The 18,056-nt window shown below is 73.7% G+C and carries 18 protein-coding genes; 14 read left to right on the top strand and 4 right to left on the bottom strand.

Annotated elements, in window-relative coordinates:
* Nucleotides 1–5 precede the first annotated feature (5 nt).
* Entirely contained in the window at nt 6–410 is a 405-nt protein-coding gene (locus ABD324_RS27040) for a Zn-ribbon domain-containing OB-fold protein (protein WP_344423034.1), read from the bottom strand.
* A 63-nt stretch (nt 411–473) separates the two neighbouring features.
* Between ABD324_RS27040 and ABD324_RS27035 the strand changes: the two genes are divergently transcribed.
* Genes ABD324_RS27035 through ABD324_RS27015 form a run of 5 tightly spaced genes read left to right on the top strand, consistent with a single transcriptional unit; the run spans nt 474 to nt 5,610 of the window.
* Nucleotides 474–1,676: a CaiB/BaiF CoA transferase family protein gene (locus ABD324_RS27035; RefSeq protein WP_344423031.1), complete on the top strand. Its 1,203-nt coding sequence runs from the start codon at nt 474–476 to the stop codon at nt 1,674–1,676.
* Complete coding sequence (locus ABD324_RS27030) at nt 1,673–2,500, top strand: alpha/beta fold hydrolase (protein ID WP_344423028.1); 828 nt, start codon at nt 1,673–1,675, stop codon at nt 2,498–2,500. The genes ABD324_RS27035 and ABD324_RS27030 overlap by 4 nt, the downstream gene beginning before the upstream one ends.
* 10 nt (nt 2,501–2,510) lie before the next feature.
* On the top strand, nt 2,511–3,695 hold the full coding sequence (locus ABD324_RS27025; RefSeq protein WP_344423026.1) for an amidohydrolase family protein: 1,185 nt from the start codon (nt 2,511–2,513) through the stop codon (nt 3,693–3,695).
* On the top strand, nt 3,692–4,324 hold the full coding sequence (locus ABD324_RS27020; protein WP_344423024.1) for a PaaI family thioesterase: 633 nt from the start codon (nt 3,692–3,694) through the stop codon (nt 4,322–4,324). Before ABD324_RS27025 ends, ABD324_RS27020 begins: the two co-directional genes overlap by 4 nt.
* 5 nt (nt 4,325–4,329) lie before the next feature.
* On the top strand, nt 4,330–5,610 hold the full coding sequence (locus tag ABD324_RS27015; protein ID WP_344423021.1) for an amidohydrolase family protein: 1,281 nt from the start codon (nt 4,330–4,332) through the stop codon (nt 5,608–5,610).
* 66 nt (nt 5,611–5,676) lie between these two features.
* On the opposite strand, the gene ABD324_RS27010 is transcribed toward ABD324_RS27015, so the two are convergent.
* From ABD324_RS27010 to ABD324_RS27000, 3 genes are read right to left on the bottom strand one after another with little or no spacing between them, the layout of a single operon-like run.
* The gene (locus ABD324_RS27010) at nt 5,677–6,711 is read right to left on the bottom strand and encodes an ABC transporter substrate-binding protein (protein WP_344423018.1); all 1,035 of its coding nucleotides are present in this window, start codon (nt 6,709–6,711) and stop codon (nt 5,677–5,679) included.
* Between the two features lie 43 nt (nt 6,712–6,754).
* Nucleotides 6,755–7,891 carry an ABC transporter ATP-binding protein gene (locus tag ABD324_RS27005; RefSeq protein ID WP_344423015.1) on the bottom strand — a complete coding sequence of 379 codons (1,137 nt, stop codon included), beginning with the start codon at nt 7,889–7,891 and terminating at the stop codon, nt 6,755–6,757.
* Complete coding sequence (locus ABD324_RS27000) at nt 7,888–9,615, bottom strand: ABC transporter permease (protein WP_344423013.1); 1,728 nt, start codon at nt 9,613–9,615, stop codon at nt 7,888–7,890. The genes ABD324_RS27005 and ABD324_RS27000 overlap by 4 nt, the downstream gene beginning before the upstream one ends.
* A gap of 167 nt (nt 9,616–9,782) precedes the next feature.
* Between ABD324_RS27000 and ABD324_RS26995 the strand changes: the two genes are divergently transcribed.
* The 9 genes from ABD324_RS26995 to ABD324_RS26955 form a co-directional block, all read left to right on the top strand.
* Nucleotides 9,783–10,067, top strand: coding sequence for a hypothetical protein (locus tag ABD324_RS26995; protein ID WP_344423009.1), 285 nt, complete (start codon nt 9,783–9,785; stop codon nt 10,065–10,067).
* A 43-nt stretch (nt 10,068–10,110) separates the two neighbouring features.
* A complete protein-coding gene (locus tag ABD324_RS26990; RefSeq protein ID WP_344423006.1) occupies nt 10,111–11,280 on the top strand; it encodes a thiolase family protein in 1,170 nt (389 codons plus the stop codon).
* An 83-nt stretch (nt 11,281–11,363) separates the two neighbouring features.
* Nucleotides 11,364–12,548: a thiolase family protein gene (locus tag ABD324_RS26985; RefSeq protein WP_344423003.1), complete on the top strand. Its 1,185-nt coding sequence runs from the start codon at nt 11,364–11,366 to the stop codon at nt 12,546–12,548.
* Between the two features lie 20 nt (nt 12,549–12,568).
* Complete coding sequence (locus tag ABD324_RS26980; RefSeq protein WP_344422999.1) at nt 12,569–13,390, top strand: enoyl-CoA hydratase/isomerase family protein; 822 nt, start codon at nt 12,569–12,571, stop codon at nt 13,388–13,390.
* A 34-nt stretch (nt 13,391–13,424) separates the two neighbouring features.
* Nucleotides 13,425–13,727, top strand: a complete 303-nt coding sequence (locus ABD324_RS26975) for a hypothetical protein (protein ID WP_344422996.1) — start codon at nt 13,425–13,427, stop codon at nt 13,725–13,727.
* An 8-nt stretch (nt 13,728–13,735) separates the two neighbouring features.
* Complete coding sequence (locus ABD324_RS26970) at nt 13,736–15,229, top strand: class I adenylate-forming enzyme family protein (RefSeq protein ID WP_344422993.1); 1,494 nt, start codon at nt 13,736–13,738, stop codon at nt 15,227–15,229.
* Nucleotides 15,226–16,077 carry an alpha/beta fold hydrolase gene (locus ABD324_RS26965; protein ID WP_344422990.1) on the top strand — a complete coding sequence of 284 codons (852 nt, stop codon included), beginning with the start codon at nt 15,226–15,228 and terminating at the stop codon, nt 16,075–16,077. The genes ABD324_RS26970 and ABD324_RS26965 overlap by 4 nt, the downstream gene beginning before the upstream one ends.
* 148 nt (nt 16,078–16,225) lie before the next feature.
* On the top strand, nt 16,226–17,374 hold the full coding sequence (locus tag ABD324_RS26960; RefSeq protein WP_344422987.1) for an acyl-CoA dehydrogenase family protein: 1,149 nt from the start codon (nt 16,226–16,228) through the stop codon (nt 17,372–17,374).
* Nucleotides 17,371–18,056, top strand: a 686-nt coding sequence (locus ABD324_RS26955) for an acyl-CoA dehydrogenase family protein (RefSeq protein ID WP_344422984.1), incomplete at its 3' end; no start/stop codon positions are given. The genes ABD324_RS26960 and ABD324_RS26955, both read left to right, overlap by 4 nt.

Raw genomic sequence — 18,056 nt, 5'->3', positions numbered from 1 at the left:
GGCCCTCACGGGACGGGCCGGAACCGGGGGAGGGCGAACCCGTGCCGTCCCTCGAAACCGACCTCCAGCTCGGTCCCGGCGGGCACCGGATCCTGCAGGTTCGTGTACAGGAACAACCCCTCCTGCTCGACGAGCTCGACGAGCGCCACCAGGTACGGCGTGCGCTCGTCGAAGGCCGGATGCCGGGTCCCGGCGCAGGTCCGCGTCCAGCTGTGCAGCCGCGCCCGGCCGGTGACCGGCTCGAACCGCAGGTCGGCCCCCGCGCAGTGGGTGCACAGCGGCGCCGGCGGCTGCTGGAAGCGGCGGCACCCCAGGCAGCGCTGGATGTGCAGCTCGCCCCGGGCGGTCGCGGCCCAGAACGGTGCCGTGACATCGTCCGGCACCGGGACGGGGGGTGCGACCTTCTCCACGGGCAACATACTAAGTAGTATCTCGGCGCGGCGGTACCGGTCGGCTCGACGAGGAGGCAGCACGTGCAGGAGGTCTTCGGCGGGGTCCGGGTCGTCGAGCTCGCCGAGTGGGCGATGGTCCCGTCGGCCGCCGCCGTCCTGGCCGACTTCGGCGCCGATGTGGTGAAGGTGGAGCCGGTGGCCCGCGGGGACAGCATGCGCGGGCTCGCCCAGGGTGGCGGCTCGCCCACCGTCGACGGGGTCGCCCTGCTGGTCGAGCAGGCCAACCGGGGCAAGCGGAGCATCGGGATCGACCTGCGCACCGAGCGCGGCCGGCAGGTGCTGCGGGAGCTGGTCGCCGGGGCCGACGTGGTGATGACCAGCTACCTGCGGGACACCCAGGAAGCCCTCGGTGTCACACCGGAGGAGCTGCGCGCGCTCAACCCGGCCCTGGTGTACGTGCGTGCGACGGCGGCCGGGCCCCGCGGCGACGCCACCCGCCGCGGCTACGACTCCACCGTGTACTGGGCACGTGGCGGCATCGGTTTCTGCCTCACCCCGCCCGGTGCCGCGGACATCCCCCGCTCGCGGCCGGGCTTCGGCGACCGGGCGGCGGCGATGAACCTCGCGTTCGGGGTGGCGGGTGCGTTGTACCGGCGGGCGATGACGGGTCGGGGCGGCCTCGTGGACGTCTCCCTGCTCGGGACGGCGGTGTGGCAGCTGGCCAACGACATCAGCTACACGCGGGGCACGGGCGTGGAGAACAGCCGCCGCGCCGCGGTGCCCAACCCGCTGTCGTACTGCTACACCACCGCCGACGACCGCGGCATCGCCCTGGGCATGCTGCAGAGCGACCGCTTCTGGCCCGAGCTCTGCCGCGCGCTGGACCGGCCGGAGCTGCTCGCCGATCCCCGTTTCGTGGACGCCGCGGCGCGCACTGTCCACAGTGCTGAGTGCGTCGCCGCGCTGGCGGAGGCCTTCCGGGCCCGCCCGCTCGCACAGTGGCGGGAGCGGCTCGCCGCGTGCAGCGGACCGTGGGAGGTCGTGCAGAGCGTGCACGAGGTCCTCGTGGACGAGCAGGTGGTGGCGAACCGCTACGTGCGGGGCGTCGTGGGCCGGGCGGAGGCCGTGCTGGTCGCGAGTGCCCCGGTGGAGTTCGACGAGGACGTCGACTACGAGCTGCGCGCCGCGCCCGAGCACGGGGCGGACACCGAGGCGGTCCTGCTCGAGCTGGGCTACGACTGGGAGGCGATCCTCGCGCTGAAGGACGCCGGGGCCGTCCTGTGAGGTCCGGTCTCGCGAGCGAGTACCGGCGGTGCGGGGACCTGACGCTGCACACGCTGACCGGCCCGGGCGCCGGGACGCCGGCCGTCCTCGTCCACAGCCCGACCTCGCACGCCCACTCGTGGCTCCCGGTCGCGAGCCGGATGTCGAGCCGGGTGCTGTGCCCCGATATGCGCGGACACGGCTTCTCCGGCTGGACACGGGCGGGCTACCGGCTGCGGGACTACGCCGCGGACCTCGAACGGTTCTGTGCGGGCCGGCGGCGGGTCGATCTCGTCGCGCCCTCGCTGGGCGGGCGGGTCGCCGTGCTGGCGGCGGCCGCGCTCGGGGACCGGGTCCGCCGGCTCGTCCTGCTCGACTCGGCGCCCTCGCTGCCCGCGTCGGCGCTCGCCCGCATCGGGGCGACCCGGTCCGCGACGGGCCGTCGCACGGGCTTCCGGTCGACGGCGGAGGTCGAGGAGTTCTGGGCCGCGGCGCACCCGACCTGGACGGCCGAGGCCGTCGCCGTCCGCGCCCGGCACCTCTACCGCCGCAACTGGGCCGGGATCTGGGTGTCGCGCAACGACCCGGAGATCGGCCACCTCTTCGGCCCCGTGGGGGCCGCGGAGGAACCCGCGGTCTGGGCCGCGCTCGCCGCCGTGACCGCGCGAACCGTGGTGGTCCGCGCCCGTGACAGCCTCCTGCTCGACGACGCCACCGCCCGCCGGGTCGCCGACGCCCTGCCCGCGGGCGAGCTGCGGGAGGTCCCCGGCGGCCACTACCTGCCCCACGAGCAGCCGGCGGCGGTCGCCACCCTGCTCGACGAGCTGCTGACCGCCAGCACCTGAGGAGCCGCAGATGCACCCGTCGGAGATGGTCCTGTTCAGCGCGGCGGACCTCCTGGTCGAACCCGCCACGGTCTTCGCCGACCATCTGCCCGCCGGCCTGGCCGGCCGCGGGCCGCGGCTCGCGCCGCGTCCGGACGGCACGGTCGTCTGGACCCTCGGGGGCGTCGATCTCGGCGCCCCGGGTGCCGGGCTGCGGTTCGCCGGACCCGCCCCCGAGACCGAGGGCCCGCCGGGGTACGCGGGCCTGGCCGCGGCGCTCCACGACCCGGTCGCGCGGCTGCGCGCGATGGACGCCGGCGGTGTCCACGCCGCGGTGTCCTTCCCGACCTCGCGGGCCTTCACCGCGTCGTTGCTGCGCCGGGTCCCGGACCGGGCGCTGTCGGCCGCGGTGGTCTCGGCCTACAACGACTGGCAGGTCGACGGCTGGGGCGCCGCCGCCCCCGGCCGGCTGGTCCCGCTCGCGCTCCTGCCCGCCTGGGACGTGGAGGCGGCCGTCGCGGAGGTGGTCAGGGTCGCCGCGCGGGGGGTGACCGCCGTGGCCTTCCCCGAGCTCCCGCACGTCGCGGACCTGCCCGGCTTCGCCACGGACCACTGGGACCGCCTGCTGCGCGCGGTGTGTGACCACGATCTCGTGCTCTGCCTGCAGCCGGCCCCGCCCGCCGAGGAGCCCGTCGCCGGCGCACCGTTCAACCCGTTCGCCTCGCAGAGCGATCTGGTGACCCCCCAGCTGGCCGCGGCGGCGTGTACGGACCTGATCGTCAGCGGCGTCTTCAGCCGTTTCCCCGGGCTGCGGGTCGCCATGTCCCAGGGCGGGATCGGCTGGATCCCGTTCCTGCTCGACCGCATCGACCTGCACCAGCGCAACCAGGTGTGGTCCGGGCTGGACCTGGGTGGGCGCACCGGCACCGAGGTCTTCCAGCAGCATTTCCTGAGCTCGTTCGTCACCGATCCGTCGAGCCTGTACCTGCGCGAGCGGATCGGGCCGGACGTGATCGCGTGGCAGGCGGCCTTCCCGGCGCCGGAGGGCACCTGGCCGCGGTCGGCCGAGCTGGTGCACGGCGAGCTGCTCGCCGCCGGCGCGACGGACCCCGAGATCGACGCGATCACGGGGGGCAACGCGGCCCGCTTCTTCCGGGTCGGGCCACCGGCGGACCGGGCGGCGGCGACCGTCGGAGCGCTGCGGTCCGGCGGATGACGGCCGAGATCAGCACGGATCCCGAGGCCGCCGCGGTCGTGGCCTTCGCCGCGGACATGCGCCGGGCGCTGGACGCGATCGCGTGGTCCCGCCCGCCCGTGCAGGTCTGGCAGCAGGCCGCGGCACTCGCCCGCGACCTCGCCCGGCTCGCGGAGGCGTATCCGATCGCCGACCCGGCGGACCGGGTCGTGGGTCGCGTCGGAGGGGTCCCCGGGCGTGGTCAGAACCTCGTGCCCCCGATGCGCCGCCTGCACGTGTCCGCGACCGAGGTGGAGGCGGAGGTGGTGCTCGACCGCACGCACCTCGGCAACGGCGGCGCCCATGGCGGCGTCGCCCCGCTGATGTTCGACGAGCTGCTGGGCAACCTGGCCAACCTCGGCGCGGCACGGCTCGCCAGGACGGCGTACCTGCACGTCGACTACCGTGCGGTGATGCCGATCGGCGTCCCGGTACGGCTCAGCGGCCGGGTGGCCCGGGTGAGCGGGCGCAAGCGCTTCCTCGTGGGCGCCGCGTCGCTGGGGGAGCAGGTGTTCGTCGAGGTCGAGGGACTGTTCGTGGAGCTGCGGCCGGGCGCGGAACCGGACCTCCACCTGCCGGTTGACTCCTCCGCGGGCAAAACAACATACTGAGGAGGATGTCGTCATCGAAGGAGCTGCAGGGCATGGACATGAACGACCTGATCCTGGTGAGCGTCGACGACCACGCCGTCGAGCCCGCGGACATGTTCGAGACGCACTTCCCCGCGCACCTGCGGGACCGGGCCCCGAAGATCGGGCTCACCGCGGACGGTCGTGAGCGCTGGACCTTCCAGGGGATGGAGCTGGGCGCGGCCGGTCTCAACGCCGTCGCCTCCTGGCCGAAGCAGGAGTGGAGCAACGATCCCGTCGGCTTCGCCGAGATGCGCCCCGGCTGCTACGACATCCACTCCCGCATCCGCGACATGGACGCGAACGGCCAGATCGCGGGGATGACCTTCCCGACGTGGGTCGGCTTCGCCGGCTCGCACCTGCTCGCCGCGCCGGACCGGGCACTGTCCACGATGGTCGTCTCCGCCTACAACGACTGGCACCTCGACGAGTGGGCCGGTGCGTACCCCGGCCGCATCCTCGCCCTGCCGATCCTCCCGATGTGGGACGTGGCCGCCTCGGTGGCCGAGATCGAACGGGTGGCGGCCAAGGGCGCCAAGGGGATCACGTTCCCGGAGACGCCGTACGCGGTCGACCTGCCCAGCTTCTCCACGGACCACTGGGACCCGGTCCTCAAGGCCCTGGTGGACCACGACATGGTCCTGTGCCTGCACATCGGGGGCGCCTTCAAGCTGCTGCAGCGGCCGAAGGAGTACTCCATCGACCAGCACATCATCATGTCGCCCCAGCTGTCCGCGGTGGCGGCCACGGACCTGATGGTCGGCGGCGTCTTCACCCGGTTCCCCACCCTCAAGGTGGCGATGTCCGAGGGCGGCATCGGCTGGATCCCGTTCCTGCTCGACCGCATCGACCTGCACATGCGCAACCAGACGTGGGCGGGGCTCGACCTGGGCGGGCTCAACGGCACGGACCTGTTCCGGCGCAACTTCCTGGGCTGCTTCATCACCAACCCGTCCTCGCTGCAGCTGCGGCACCGGATCGGCATCGAGTCGATCGCGTGGGAGTGCGACTACCCGCACTCGGACTCCACCTGGCCGCGCTCGCCCGAGATCCTGCACGCCGAGCTCGAGGCCGCCGGTGTCTCCGACGAGGAGCGGCACCTGATCGGCTGGCGGAACGCCTGCCGCTTCTTCGACTTCGATCCCTTCGTCGCGATCCCGCAGGAGAAGGCGACGGTCGGGGCGCTGCGTGCGCAGGCCGCGGACGTCGACGTCAGCGAGACCTCGCGGGCGGAGTACCGCCGCCGCTACGAGGCCGCGGCGGTCTGATCCCGGACGTCCCACGGCCCCGGTACCCGAGCGGGTACCGGGGCCGTGATCGTCACGGGCTCCGGGTCAGCGGCCGAAGGCCTTGTTGAACTCGGCGGTGATCCGGGCGACGTCGTCCTTGCCCAGCTCGCCGCGGTAGAGCGTGAGGCTGCCGATCTTCGCCACGCCGCCGTCGACGTCCTTGGGGCTGGCGACGTCGCCGTTCCCGACGATCGCCTTCTGCCCGTCGGTCGACTGCAGCCAGTCGAAGAAGACCTGCGCCGCATTGGGATGCGGGGCGTTGTCCAGGATCGCGCCGTACGTCGTGGTGCTGAACGCCGGCTCGGGGAGCCGGAGCTCGATCGGCGCGCCCTGCGCGACGAGCGCCTTCGAGGCCGGCAGCGAGCCGTAGCCCGAGGCCTTCGTCTCCGCCGACGCGACGGCCTGCGCGGACTCCGACGGCTGGATGTAGAACTTGGGCTTCTGCGCGGCCAGCCGGGTCAGGAAGTCCGGCCCCTGGGTCCGCTGCAGCCAGTCGTAGAACCCGGCCAGCGAGGCGCCGCCGGTGATGTCGGCGAGCCCGAGGCTGCCCGCGAACTCCGGCCGGAGCAGGTCCTGGTACCCGGTCAGCGGCGTCGTCACCGCGTTCTTGTTCCACTGCAACGGGATCGGCAGGGCATAGAGCAGCCGGCTGGAGTCCGTGAGCTTGAGGGCCGGGGGGTTGTCGGCGGCCGCGGGGCCCCGCGGGTCGGCGAGGTGCCCGGCCTGCTGCTCCTGGGTGAACCAGTTGTACTGGGCGTTCCAGGCGATGTCGGCCTGGGCGAGGCCCGCGTCGCGTTCCTGCTGCAGCCGGGTGACCTGCTCGGACGAGGTGAGCGTGGCGATCTCCACGGCGATGTCCGGGTGGGCCCGGCCGAAGGCCTGGGTGATCCGCTGGATCTGCGCCGGCGTCGCCGAGCTGTACACCAGCAGCGAGCCCTCCGTACCGGCGGCGTCGACGATCGCCTCCCATCCGCCGGAGGCGAGCGTGCCGGCCGGCGCGGCGCCGCCGCCCCCGCAGGCCGCCAGCGTCGCCGTGAGCAGCGCGGCGGCCAGCAGGCCGAACCTCTGTCGTCGTTTCACCGATCGTTCCACCTTCCACCTCGTCGTGGTCGATTTCGGGAGGTCACCGGACGAGGCGGTGGTCCCGGTCGTACAGCAGGAGGCCGTCGGCGGGGACGACGACGGTCACCCGGTCGCCTTCGCCGGGAAGGTCCGCGGAGGTGCGCAGCCGGGCGTGCAGCCTGCGGTCGCCGACGGCCACCACCACGTCGACGTCCGTGCCGCCGTACATCACCTCGGTGACCCGTCCGCCGGTGACCACCGCGCCGGTGGCGGGTCGCGCGGGTTCGTCGCGGTGCAGCGCGACGGACTCGGGCCGGAAGAACAGCGTGTACTCGCCGGCGTCGACCGGAGCCCCCAGGCGGGCGTGCACGCCGTCGCCGGTGAGCTCCGCGGTGCGCCCGGTCGCGCGGACGTGCACCGTGTTGCGGACGCCGAGGAAGTCCGCCACGTACTCGCTCGCCGGTCGTTCGAACAGCTCGCGCGGGGTCGCGATCTGGGCGATCCGGCCCGCCTCCATGACCGCGATCCGATCGCCGAGCCCGAGGGCCTCGACCTGGTCGTGGGTCACGTAGACCCCGGTGTAGCCGACCCGCCGGTGCACCTCGCGGAGCTGCGCGCGCAGGCTCGTCCGCAGCAGTGCGTCCAGGTTGCTGAGCGGTTCGTCGAGCAGGAGCAGCGCCGGATCCGCCACCAGCGCCCGGGCCAGCGCGATCCGCTGCTGCTGGCCGCCGCTGAGCTGGCCCGGATAGCGGTCCGCGAGATGCGTGCAGTCCACGAGGTCGAGCACCCGGTCGACGGCACCGTCGCGCAGCAGGTCGGTCCGCCGGCGGGCCCGCAGCGGGTACTCGACGTTCTGTCGCACCGTCATGTGGGGCCACAGCACGTAGGTCTGGAAGACCAGGCCGATGTCCCGTGCGTCCGGGCCCAGATGAAGGCCCGTCGCCGCGTCCCACACCGGGGTCCCGGCGAGCTCGATCCGGCCGCCGGAGGGGTGCTCGAGCCCGGCGAGGCAGCGGAGCATGGTGCTCTTGCCGCACCCGCTGGGGCCGAGCAGCACGAGCAGCTCGCCCCGGCGGATCTCGAGGTCGATGCCGTGCAGCGCGGTGACCTGCCTGCGCCGCCGCCCGTAGGTCTTGCCGAGTCCCTCGATCCGCACCGCCGTGGTGGCCGCGGTCTCCCGGATGGCTGTGTCGGTCATCGCCGGATGCTCTCCTTCCCGCCCAGCGCGAGGGCGATCAGCACGCCTGCCATCGTCACCACGACCATCACCAGGGCGACGACCGCGACCTTGGGGTAGAGCCCGAACTCGTAGGCCTCGGCCAGGGCGGTGCCGAGGACCCTCGTCCGGACCGACCTGACCATCAGGGTGGCGCTGAACTCGTGGGTCATCAGCACGAAGACCAGCGCGGTCGTGGCGGCGATGGGCCCCCGCAGCTGCGGGACGAGCACCCGGGCGACGGTGCGCACCATGCCGGCGCCGCACGCCCGCGACGCCTCGTAGGAGCTCCGGCCGATGGCGAGCAACGGGGCGAGCTGCATCCGGGTCGCGTGCGGGACCATCAGCGTGACGTAGACGACGACGAGGATCGTGGACGACCCGTAGAGGACCACCGGTGGGCCGGCGTAGGCGAACAGGAACCCGAAGCCCAGCAGGGCCGCCGGCACCGCGACCGGGGCCATCGACAGGACGTCGACGGCGCCGCGCAGCCGGGGGCCGATCCGGCCGAACCCGCTCAGTGCCCACGCCGCGGTGAGCCCGACCGGAACCGCGACGACCGCGGCGATCGCGGCCGTCCGCACACTGAGCCCGATCGAGTTCACGACCAGGCGGTCGCCGAGCGTGTCCCGCCACGCCCCGGTCGTCAGCGCGGCGAGGTCGATCGATCCGCTCCAGTACGGCGAGAGCGACATGTACACCAGCGCGGCCATCGGCAGGACCACCACGACGACGGTGTAGACCGCGACCACCACGGCGGCCCACGGGCTGGTCCGCGCGGATCCCCGTTCGGCGCGTCCACGTGCGACCACGAACCGGGCGCTGTCGCCCACCACGATCCTCTGCAGGACCACCACGAGGACCCCCGCGAGGATCAGCGGGGTGCCGAGGCCGGCGCCGAGGCCGAAGTCGACGGGCGCGTCCCGGGTCACCTTGTACATCTCCGTCGTCAGGACGTCGACGCCCTGGGCGCGGCCGAGCAGCAGCGGAGCGTTGAACTGGCCGAGGGCCAGCAGGACCACGATGCCGGCGGAGTAGGTGATCGACGGGCGCAGCAGTGGGACCGTGACCGTGCGCAGCGTCCGCAGGCGGCCGGCGCCGCAGGTCGCGGCGGCGTCGGCGTACTCGCCGCCCATGTCGCGCAGGCTGCTGTGGACGAACAGGAACACGAAGGGGCTCAACGTGACCCCCGTGATCACGATGATCCAGGTGGGGGAGTAGATGTCCAGTGGCCCCGTGGTGAGGCCGCCGAGGCCAGGCAGGCTCCGCAGCGCCGTGTTCAGGTAGCCCACGTTCGGCGCGAGCAGGAAGAGCCAGCCGATGATCGCGGCCACCGGCGGCACGACGAGCGGCACGATCGGCAGCGCCGCCATCCACCGGGCGCCGCGGGGGAGCATCGTGGCGCTCACGGCCAGTACCACCCCGAGCAGGACGGCCACCGCGGTGGCGCCGATGCCCAGGGCCGCGGTGGTCGCGAGGACCCGTCCGATCGTCGGGAGCGAGAAGGCCTCCCTCAGCCCCCGGGCGCCGTCGGCGAGAGCACGCTCCTGCAGCTGCACCAGGGGGCGCAGCACCAGCAGGGCGAGGACGATCACGAAGAAGGCCCACCACAGCGTCGAGCGGGACACGACCGCTCGGCGCGACCGGCGGCGCACGACGTCCGGTGCCGGACCGGACGGCGCCGTGGGCGGCGACAGCAAGGACATCGGGCAGATCCCCCACACCGTTGATCGGGGACACGGTCGACACAACATACGACCGAGTAGGTTAGGTGGCAAGGGCGCCCGGCGGAGTCCTTGACGAGTCCAGCAGGTCGCCACATACTCAGTAGTATGTTCGCGCCGGATGGCGGGACGGCGACGAGAGGACGGGCATGGGCGCGCTGGAGCCGGCGGGTGCGGCATCCGGGTCGACGGACCGGGACGAGATGCTGAGCGCGCTCTACGCCGACATCAGCGCCGGCCTGGACGGGCTGGCCCGGCAGGTCGACCTCCGCTTCCGCGAGCGGTGGGAGGGCCGGCCGGTGCTCGAGGTGCGGGACCCGGCCGAGGCCGCCTTCGCCGACATCGGGATGCACCTGTCGGACGAGCAGCTCGACGCCTACGCCGAGGCCGTCGCCGAGGGGCGACCGTTCTCGTTCGTCCTGCACCGGGGCTGAGCCCCCGCCGGCTGCGACCTCGCGACGAAGGGAGACTGACGGGATGGCACGGGCGGCGATCACCGGGACGGGACGTTCGGCCGTGGGCAGGAGGCTGGACCGCGAGCCGCTGAGCCTCGCGGTCGACGGCTGCCTGGCCGCGATCGCCGACGCCGGCCTGACCCGGGACGACATCGACGGCGTGGCCGCCTTCGTCCCGGACGAGGGCAGCGTCGGCGTGCACGAGCTCCAGGAGGCGCTGGGCCTGGGACTGGACTGGTACGTCGGCACCATCGGCGGCCCGTCCCAGCTCTCCCCGGTGTGGGAGGCCTGCATGGCCGTGGCCACCGGGGCGGCCACTCACGTCGTGGCCTTCCACGCCTCCTGCGAGGGAACGGTCCGCGCCGCGCGAGGCCGCGGCGGCTCGCTGCCCGGTACCGCGCGCGGGATGCCGAGCCGCGCGGCCGGGGCCCAGTCCTGGTGGCTGCCCTTCGGCGCCCCCTCCGCGGCCAACATCATCTCGATGTACGCCCAGCGGCACTTCCACGAGTTCGGGACGACCCGCGAGCAGCTCGGTCAGATCGCCCTGGTGGCGCGGGAGAACGCGCAGCGAAACCCGCTCGCGATCTACCGGGACCCGCTCACGCTCGACGATTACCTCGGCGCCCGGATGATCAGCGAGCCCCTCTGCCTGTTCGACTGCGACGTGCCCACGGACTTCTGCAGCGCGGTGGTCGTGTCGCGCGCGGACTCGGTGTCCGGCCTGCGTCGGCGCCCGATCCACGTCGCGGCGACGAGCACGTCGCGCCGCCATCCGCCCACCTGGGAGCAGGCGCCGGACCTGACCACGATGCGTGCCCTGCACGACGCGGGCTCGCAGCTGTGGGCCCGGACGGACCTGCGCCCCGCGGACGTGGACGTCGCCGGGATCTACGACGGGTTCAGCTTCATCACGCTGGCGTGGCTGGAGGCGCTCGGGTTCTGCGGCCGGGGCGAGGGCGGTGCCTTCGTCGAGGGCGGCGACCGCATCAGGCCGACCGGTGAGCTGCCGATCAACACCGAGGGCGGGCAGCTGTCGGCGGGCCGGATGCACGGTTGGGGCTACCTCCCCGAGGTGTGCACCCAGCTGTGGGGCGGGGCGGGGGAGCGGCAGGTCGCCGGGGGTCCGGAGGTCGGGTTGGTGGCGGCCGGCGGCGGCATCATCGGGGCCGCCGCCCTGCTGACCCTGGGATGACGCCGTCGGCCGCGGGCTCCGGGGTCGAAGGTCTGTACGACATACTACTGCGTAGGTTACGGTGGTGATCGGAGGTGACGTCGATGGTGACAGCAGTGATCGTGGACGCGGTGCGCACGCCGGTGGCGAGGGGCAAGGACGGAGGCGCACTGTCGGGAGTGCATCCGATCGAGTTGCTGGCCCAGACCTTCCAGGGCCTGCTGGGGCGCCACGACCTGGACCCGGCGCTGGTCGACGACGTGCTGATCGGCTGCGTCAACCAGGTGTCCGAGCAGGCGGGCTGCCTCGCGCGCTTCGCGTGGCTGGGAGCCGGGCTGCCGGAGACGGTGCCCGCCGCGACCGTCGACCGGCGGTGCGGGTCGAGCCAGCAGGCCGCCCATTTCGCCGCCCAGGGCGTGATCGCCGGGGCGTACGACATCGTCGTGGCCGGTGGCGTCGAGTCGATGAGCAGGGTGCCGCTGGGATCCGCGAGCCTGGGCCGCGACATCCAGGGCCCGTCGGTCCGGGAGCGCTACGAGCCGGGGCTGATCCCGCAGGGCATCTCCGCGGAGCTGATCGCCGCGCGCTGGGGCCTCGAGCGGGACGAGCTCGACGAGTTCTCGGCCCGCTCGCACGAGCGTGCGGCGGCCGCCGCGGCGCGTGGGGCCTTCGCCGCGGAGACGGTGCCCGTCCGCACCCCGGACGGGATCGTGGACCGGGACGAGACGATCCGGCCCGGGACGACGGCCGCGAAGCTGGGTGGCCTGCGCCCGTCGTTCCGGGCGGACGAGTGGACCGACCGCTACCCGGAGATCGGCTGGCGCATCACGGCGGGCAACTCCTCGCAGCTCTCCGACGGCGCGAGCGCCGCGTTGATCATGAGCGAGCAGAAGGCGGCCGAGCTGGGCCTGGAACCGCTCGCCCGTTTCCACTCGTTCGCCGTCGTCGGCGACGACCCGATCCTGATGCTGACCGGTCCGATCCCGGCGACCCGGCGGATCGTCGAGCGCAGCGGCGTCCCGCTCGACGAGATCGCCCACTTCGAGGTCAACGAGGCCTTCGCGCCGATCCCGCTGGCCTGGCAGCGCGAGACCAAGGTGGACGACGCGCGGCTGAACCCGCTGGGCGGCGCGATCGCCCTGGGCCACCCGCTGGGGGCCACCGGCACCCGGCTCCTGACGACCATGGTCCACGCACTGGCCGCCTCGGGGGAGCGCTACGGCCTGCAGGTGATGTGCGAGGGCGGCGGGATGGCCAACGCCACGATCGTCGAGAACCTGCGGCGCTGACCGGAACCGGAGAACGTGACATGGACCCTTCGCACTACTCGCACCTCGCCCCCACCCTGCTCGTCGAGTTCGACGGGCCGGTCCGGATCATCATCATGAACCGGCCGGACGACCTGAACTCCTTCGACGACGCCCTGCACACGGGCATGCGCCGGATCTGGGACCTGCTCATCGACGACACCGAGGCGCGGGCCGTCGTCCTGACCGGGGCCGGTCGTGCGTTCAGCGCCGGCGGCTACCTGCCCAACTTCATCCGCAACCACTCGGACCCGGTCGCCCGGCGCGCGGACATCCGGGAGGCGGAGCGCCTCGCCCGCGCCATGATCTCCTGCGAGCTGCCCGTCGTGGCCGCGATCAACGGACCTGCCGTCGGACTGGGCTGCAGCCTCGCCGTGATGACGGACTTCGTCGTGATGGCCGAGGACACCTTCATCAGCGACCCGCACGTGAGCATCGGGCTGGTGGCGGGCGACGGCGGCGCCGTGACCTGGCCCTCGATGATGAGCCTGCTCAAGGCCAAGGAGTACATCCTGCTGGGCGACCGCATCCCGGCCGCGGAGGCGGAGCGGCTGGGGCTGTGCAACCGGGTCGTCCCCCGCGCGGACGTGCTGGCGGAGGCCACGTCGATCGCGCACCGGTTCGCGGCGCTTCCGGTACAGGCGTTGCGCGACACGAAGCGCGCGCTCAACATGCACCTGCTCGACGCCGCCAACTCGGTGCTCAGCTTCGCCCTGGCGGCCGAGTACGAGTCGTTCGGCACCGACGACATCAAGGCCCAGGTGGAGGCGTTCCTCGCCAAGGCTGAGCAGAAGGCCAAGGCGGAGAAGAAGGACGCGTCGTGAAGCCCACCGTCACTCCCGGACACCGGAGCGAACCATGATCCTCAAGCCAGGCGGACGCTATCGCAGCCAGGTCGACCCCACGGAGGTCGTCGTCGTGCGGCCGGCGAAGGACGACGTCGACCTGACGTGCGGGGGAGTGCCCATGGTCGGGATGGCCGAGCCGGTCACCGACGGGCCGGCCCTCCTGCCCGAGCACGCCGAGGCGACCACGATGGGCAAGAGGTACACCGACGGGCAGGTCGAGCTGCTGGTCACCAAGGCGGGCGCGGGCGCGCTCGCGGTCGACGGGAGCCGGCTCGTGGTGAAGGACGCGCAGCCGCTGCCGTCGAGCGACTGAGGAGCACCATGCCGATCTCCCTGATCACCGACATGGCCGCCGAGACCCTCGGCGACCGCGTTGCCCTGGGCCGCTCGCGGGACGGGCTGACCCACACCGCGTTGCGCCGGGCGGCGCTCGGGGGTGCCGGGCTCGTCGCCGCGTCCGGGCACCGGTCGGTCGCCTTCGTCGGGGTCAACGGCCCGGTCGTCGCGGCCCTGCTGTTCGCCTCGGCCTACGCCGGGGTGCCGTTCACCCCGCTCAACTACCGCCTCTCGGCGGAGGCGCTGCGGGTCCAGCTCGACCGGCTCGACGATCCGCTGGTCGTCACGGACGCCGCCTTCCGCGGCGTCGTCGGCGACCGGCGCGCGCGGCCGTCGGAGGACTGGATCGCCGACGCGCTGGCCGCCCCGGAGCACGAGCCGACCGCGTGGGACGACGACGCCACCGCGGTCGTCCTGTTCACCAGCGGCACCACCTCGGAGCCCAAGCGGGTCCTGCTCCGCCACGCGAACCTGCTCAGCTACGTGCTGCAGACCGTGGAGTTCGCCTCGGCGGACCCGCAGGACGCGATCCTGGTCAGCGTGCCGCCCTACCACATCGCCGGCATGGGGACGATCCTGTCCAACGTGTACTCGGGCAGGCGGATGGTGCACCTGCCGGCCTTCGCGCCCGGCGCCTGGCTCGACCTGGTGCGCGCCGAACGGATCACCAACGCCATGCTCGTGCCGACCATGCTCTCCCGGCTGGTCGACGAGCTCGGCGGCGCCGAGGCCGGCACCTCCAGCCTGCGCCAGCTCGCCTACGGCGGCGCCCGGATGCCGCGACCCGTGCTGGAGGGTGCGTTGCGGGCGTTCCCCGGGGTCGGGTTCACCAACGCCTACGGGCTGACCGAGACGAGCTCGACGATCGCCGTCCTCGGCCCGGACGACCACCGCGAGGCGCTCGCGGCCACCGATCCGGCCGCCGCCGCCCGGTTGGCGTCGGTCGGCCGCCCGGTACCGGGGGTGGAGATCGAGGTCCGGGGGGACGGGGGCCGGGTGCTGCCCGCCGGCGAGGTCGGCGAGGTCTGGGTGCGGGGGCCCCAGGTGTCCGGGGAGTACGTCGGGCTGGGCTCGGTGCTCGACGAGCAGGGCTGGTTCCCGACCCGGGACCAGGGGCATCTCGACGCCGAGGGGTTCCTCTTCGTCGGCGGGCGTTCGGACGACACGATCATCCGCGGGGGCGAGAACATCGCCCCGGCCGAGATCGAGGACCAGCTCGTGCTGCACGCGTCCGTCAAGGACGTGGCGGTCGTCGGCCTGCCGGACGACGAGTGGGGCGAGCGGCTCGTCGCCGTGGTCGTCCCGGCCGCCCCGATCGAGGACGTCGACGAGCTCACCCGGTGGGTCAAGGCCCGGGTGCGTGGCTCGCGGACGCCGGACGAGATCCGGTTCGCCGACGAGCTGCCCTACAACCCGACGGGCAAGCTGCTGCGCCGCGAGCTCCGGGCCCGGCTGATCGCCGCGGGAGGGGAGTCGTGAGCTGGGCGCTCGAGGAACGTCGGGTGCGGGTCGGGCGGCTCGGGCTGAACGTGCTCGACGCCCGTCGCGAGGGCACCGACGGCGGTCGCACGCTGCTGATGCTGCACGGCATGGGCGCCCACGGCGACGCCTGGCGGCCCGTGCTCCGCGACCTGCAGGGCGTCGACCGCGTCCTGTGCCCGGACCACCGCGGGCACGGCCGCAGCGACTGGAGCCGGGACGGCTACTGGCTGCGGGACTACGCAGCGGACGCGCGCGGGCTCCTCGACGAGCTCGGGATCGGCGAGGTCGGCGTCGTCGGCCACTCGCTGGGTGCGCGGGTCGCCATGGTGCTCGCGCCGCAGCTCGACGGCCGCCTGACCAGCCTGGCGTTGCTGGACACCGGCCCCGAGGTCAGCAGGGCCGCGGCGCAGCAGGCGCTGGCGCAGGGCACCGCCAAGCAGACCACCCCGGGCTACGGCTCGGAGGAGAAGCTGACGGCGGCGCTGCGCGCGGAGCATCCGGACTTCGCCGACGAGCAGATCGACATCCGGGCCCGGCTGCTCTACCGGCTCAACTGGGCGGACAAGCTCGTCCTGCGCGGCGATCCGGAGGTGTACTGGCTGCTCGGCCGGGCCGGGCTGGCCGAGGTCGACGACATGTGGGCCGGCCTGCGGGCGACGAAGGCCCCGGCACTGGTGCTGCGGGCCACGAAGAGCTTCTTGCTCGACGCGGAGCTCGGCGGCCGGATGGTCGAGGCACTGCCGCAGGGCCGCTACACCGAGCTGGAGCTGGGCCACTTCATGCACTACGAGGACCCGGCGCTGATCGCCCGCACGCTGAACGCCTTCCGTGCCGACCTCGGGTGAGCCGGGCGCCCGCGGGCGCGAGGGCGCCGTCCCCGCCGGTGGCCGGCCGTCGTGACCGAGCAGGGCGTCGCGGACGTGCGCGGCCGGGTCGGCCGGTCGGCCCTGCGCGAGCTCCGGGACGGATGCGTCCACGATGGAGAGGACACGGGTGAGTGAGTCGAGGGTGACCCTGCCGGAGCTGGTCCCGCCGCCGGTGGAGCTGCCGGCCGGCACGGACGGGCTGCGTGCGGAGGTGCGGGAGTTCCTGGCCGAGGCGTCGTTCACGCCGCGCGTGGACAGCTGGCTGTCGGGCTGGGACGAGAAGTTCTCCCGTGAGCTCGGCCGCCGCGGCTGGCTGGGCATGACCGTCCCGCAGGAGTACGGCGGGCACGGCCGCAGGGCCCTGGAGCGCTACGTCGTGACCGAGGAGCTGCTCGCCGCGGGCGCCCCCGTGGCCGCGCACTGGATCGCCGACCGCCAGATCGCCCCGTCGCTGCTGCGGTTCGGCACCGAGGAACAGCGCGCCCGGTTCCTGCCGGGGATCGCGGCCGGCGAGATCTACTTCGGGATCGGGATGTCGGAGCCGGACTCCGGTTCGGACCTGGCGTCCGTGCGGTCGCGCGCGGTCAGGGTCGCCGGCGGCTGGGAGCTGTCGGGCTCGAAGGTCTGGACGTCCGGCGCGCACCACGCGCACGCGTTCTTCGCCCTGGTCCGGACCTCGCCGGCCGAGGAGGGGACCCGGCACTCGGGCCTGTCGCAGCTGATCGTGGAGCTGGACTCGCCGGGGGTCACGATCCGCCCGATCCCGCTCCTGACCGGCGCGCACCACTTCAACGAGGTGGTGTTCGACGAGGTGTTCGTGCCGGACACGAGGGTGCTGGGCGAGGTCGGTCGGGGATGGCAGCAGGTGACCTCGGAACTGGCGTTCGAACGGTCCGGCCCCGAGCGCTACCTGTCGACGTTCCCGCTGCTCGTCGCGCTGCTGCGGGAGGCCGTGCAGGTGGACCCGGAACGGCTGGGCGGCATGGTCGGCCGCTACCGGACGCTGCGCGCCATGTCCCTGGCGATCGCGGGGGCCCTCGACGCGGGAAGGGCACCGGAGCTGGCCGCGGCGGTGGTGAAGGACCTGGGGACCCGGTTCGAGAACGAGGTGATCGACGTGTGCCGCACGCTCCTGGGGGTGCCCCCGGATCCCGGAGGCACCGGCTATCCGAAGCTGCTCGCCGACGCGGTGCGGCACGCGCCCGGCTTCACGCTGCGCGGCGGGACGAACGAGATCCTGCGCGGGATCGTGGCGCGGGGGCTGGGGCTGCGATGAGCGCCGGGGCCGTCGCGGACACCACCGCGCTGCACGAGCTGGCGACCTCGGTCTTCGGCGACGCCTGGAGCCCCGATCCGGGCCTCGACGCCGCGTTGTGGGCCACGGCGGACGAGACCGGCCTCGCCCGGTTGACGCTGCCGGAGGCGGAGGGCGGCTCGGGGGCGTCGTTCGCGGAGGCGGCGGTGGTGCTGTCGGCGGTCGGTCGCTTCGCCGCCCGGGTGCCGCTGGTCGAGACGGACTGGCTGGCGGGGCCGCTGCTGGCCGCGGCAGGGCTGGAGATGCCCGACGGCCCGCTGTCCGCGGGGCGCGTCGGCGGCGGGACGCACCTCGACGTGCGGGACGGGCTCGCCACCGGAACGCTGCGCCGGATCCCCCACGGGCGCTCGGTGGCCGCGGTCGCCGTGCTGGACGGCCGACGCGTCGTGCTGGTCCGGCCCACCCGGGCGCGCATCGTCGAGGGAACCAACGTGGCCGAGGAACCTCGCGACGACGTGGTGCTCGACGGCACCCCCGTCACGGTCGGCACGGTGTCGGACGAGGTCGCGGCCGAGTACCCGCTGCGGGCGGCGCTCGGGCGGGCCCTGCTGATCGCGGGGGCCGCGCACGGGGCGCTGGCGATGGCGGTGCGCTACGCCGGCGAGCGGGTGCAGTTCGGCCGCTCGATCGGTCGCCTGCAGGC

The sequence above is a fragment of the Pseudonocardia ailaonensis genome, assembly GCF_039531635.1.
GTDB lineage: Bacteria > Actinomycetota > Actinomycetes > Mycobacteriales > Pseudonocardiaceae > Pseudonocardia > Pseudonocardia ailaonensis.
Note: the sequence above shows the minus strand (reverse complement) of the source record. Positions and strands in the feature narration are given on the sequence as shown.

What these genes read in the sequence shown, in the direction of transcription:
- ABD324_RS27000 (WP_344423013.1), bottom strand. Translation starts at nt 9,615, where the DNA reads ATGTCCTTGCTGTCGCCGCCCACGGCGCCGTCCGGTCCGGCACCGGAC.
- ABD324_RS26985 (WP_344423003.1), top strand. Translation starts at nt 11,364, where the DNA reads ATGGTGACAGCAGTGATCGTGGACGCGGTGCGCACGCCGGTGGCGAGG.
- ABD324_RS27025 (WP_344423026.1), top strand. Translation starts at nt 2,511, where the DNA reads ATGCACCCGTCGGAGATGGTCCTGTTCAGCGCGGCGGACCTCCTGGTC.
- ABD324_RS27015 (WP_344423021.1), top strand. Translation starts at nt 4,330, where the DNA reads ATGTCGTCATCGAAGGAGCTGCAGGGCATGGACATGAACGACCTGATC.
- ABD324_RS27020 (WP_344423024.1), top strand. Translation starts at nt 3,692, where the DNA reads ATGACGGCCGAGATCAGCACGGATCCCGAGGCCGCCGCGGTCGTGGCC.
- ABD324_RS27005 (WP_344423015.1), bottom strand. Translation starts at nt 7,891, where the DNA reads ATGACCGACACAGCCATCCGGGAGACCGCGGCCACCACGGCGGTGCGG.
- ABD324_RS26975 (WP_344422996.1), top strand. Translation starts at nt 13,425, where the DNA reads ATGATCCTCAAGCCAGGCGGACGCTATCGCAGCCAGGTCGACCCCACG.
- ABD324_RS26990 (WP_344423006.1), top strand. Translation starts at nt 10,111, where the DNA reads ATGGCACGGGCGGCGATCACCGGGACGGGACGTTCGGCCGTGGGCAGG.
- ABD324_RS26970 (WP_344422993.1), top strand. Translation starts at nt 13,736, where the DNA reads ATGCCGATCTCCCTGATCACCGACATGGCCGCCGAGACCCTCGGCGAC.
- ABD324_RS26980 (WP_344422999.1), top strand. Translation starts at nt 12,569, where the DNA reads ATGGACCCTTCGCACTACTCGCACCTCGCCCCCACCCTGCTCGTCGAG.
- ABD324_RS26995 (WP_344423009.1), top strand. Translation starts at nt 9,783, where the DNA reads ATGGGCGCGCTGGAGCCGGCGGGTGCGGCATCCGGGTCGACGGACCGG.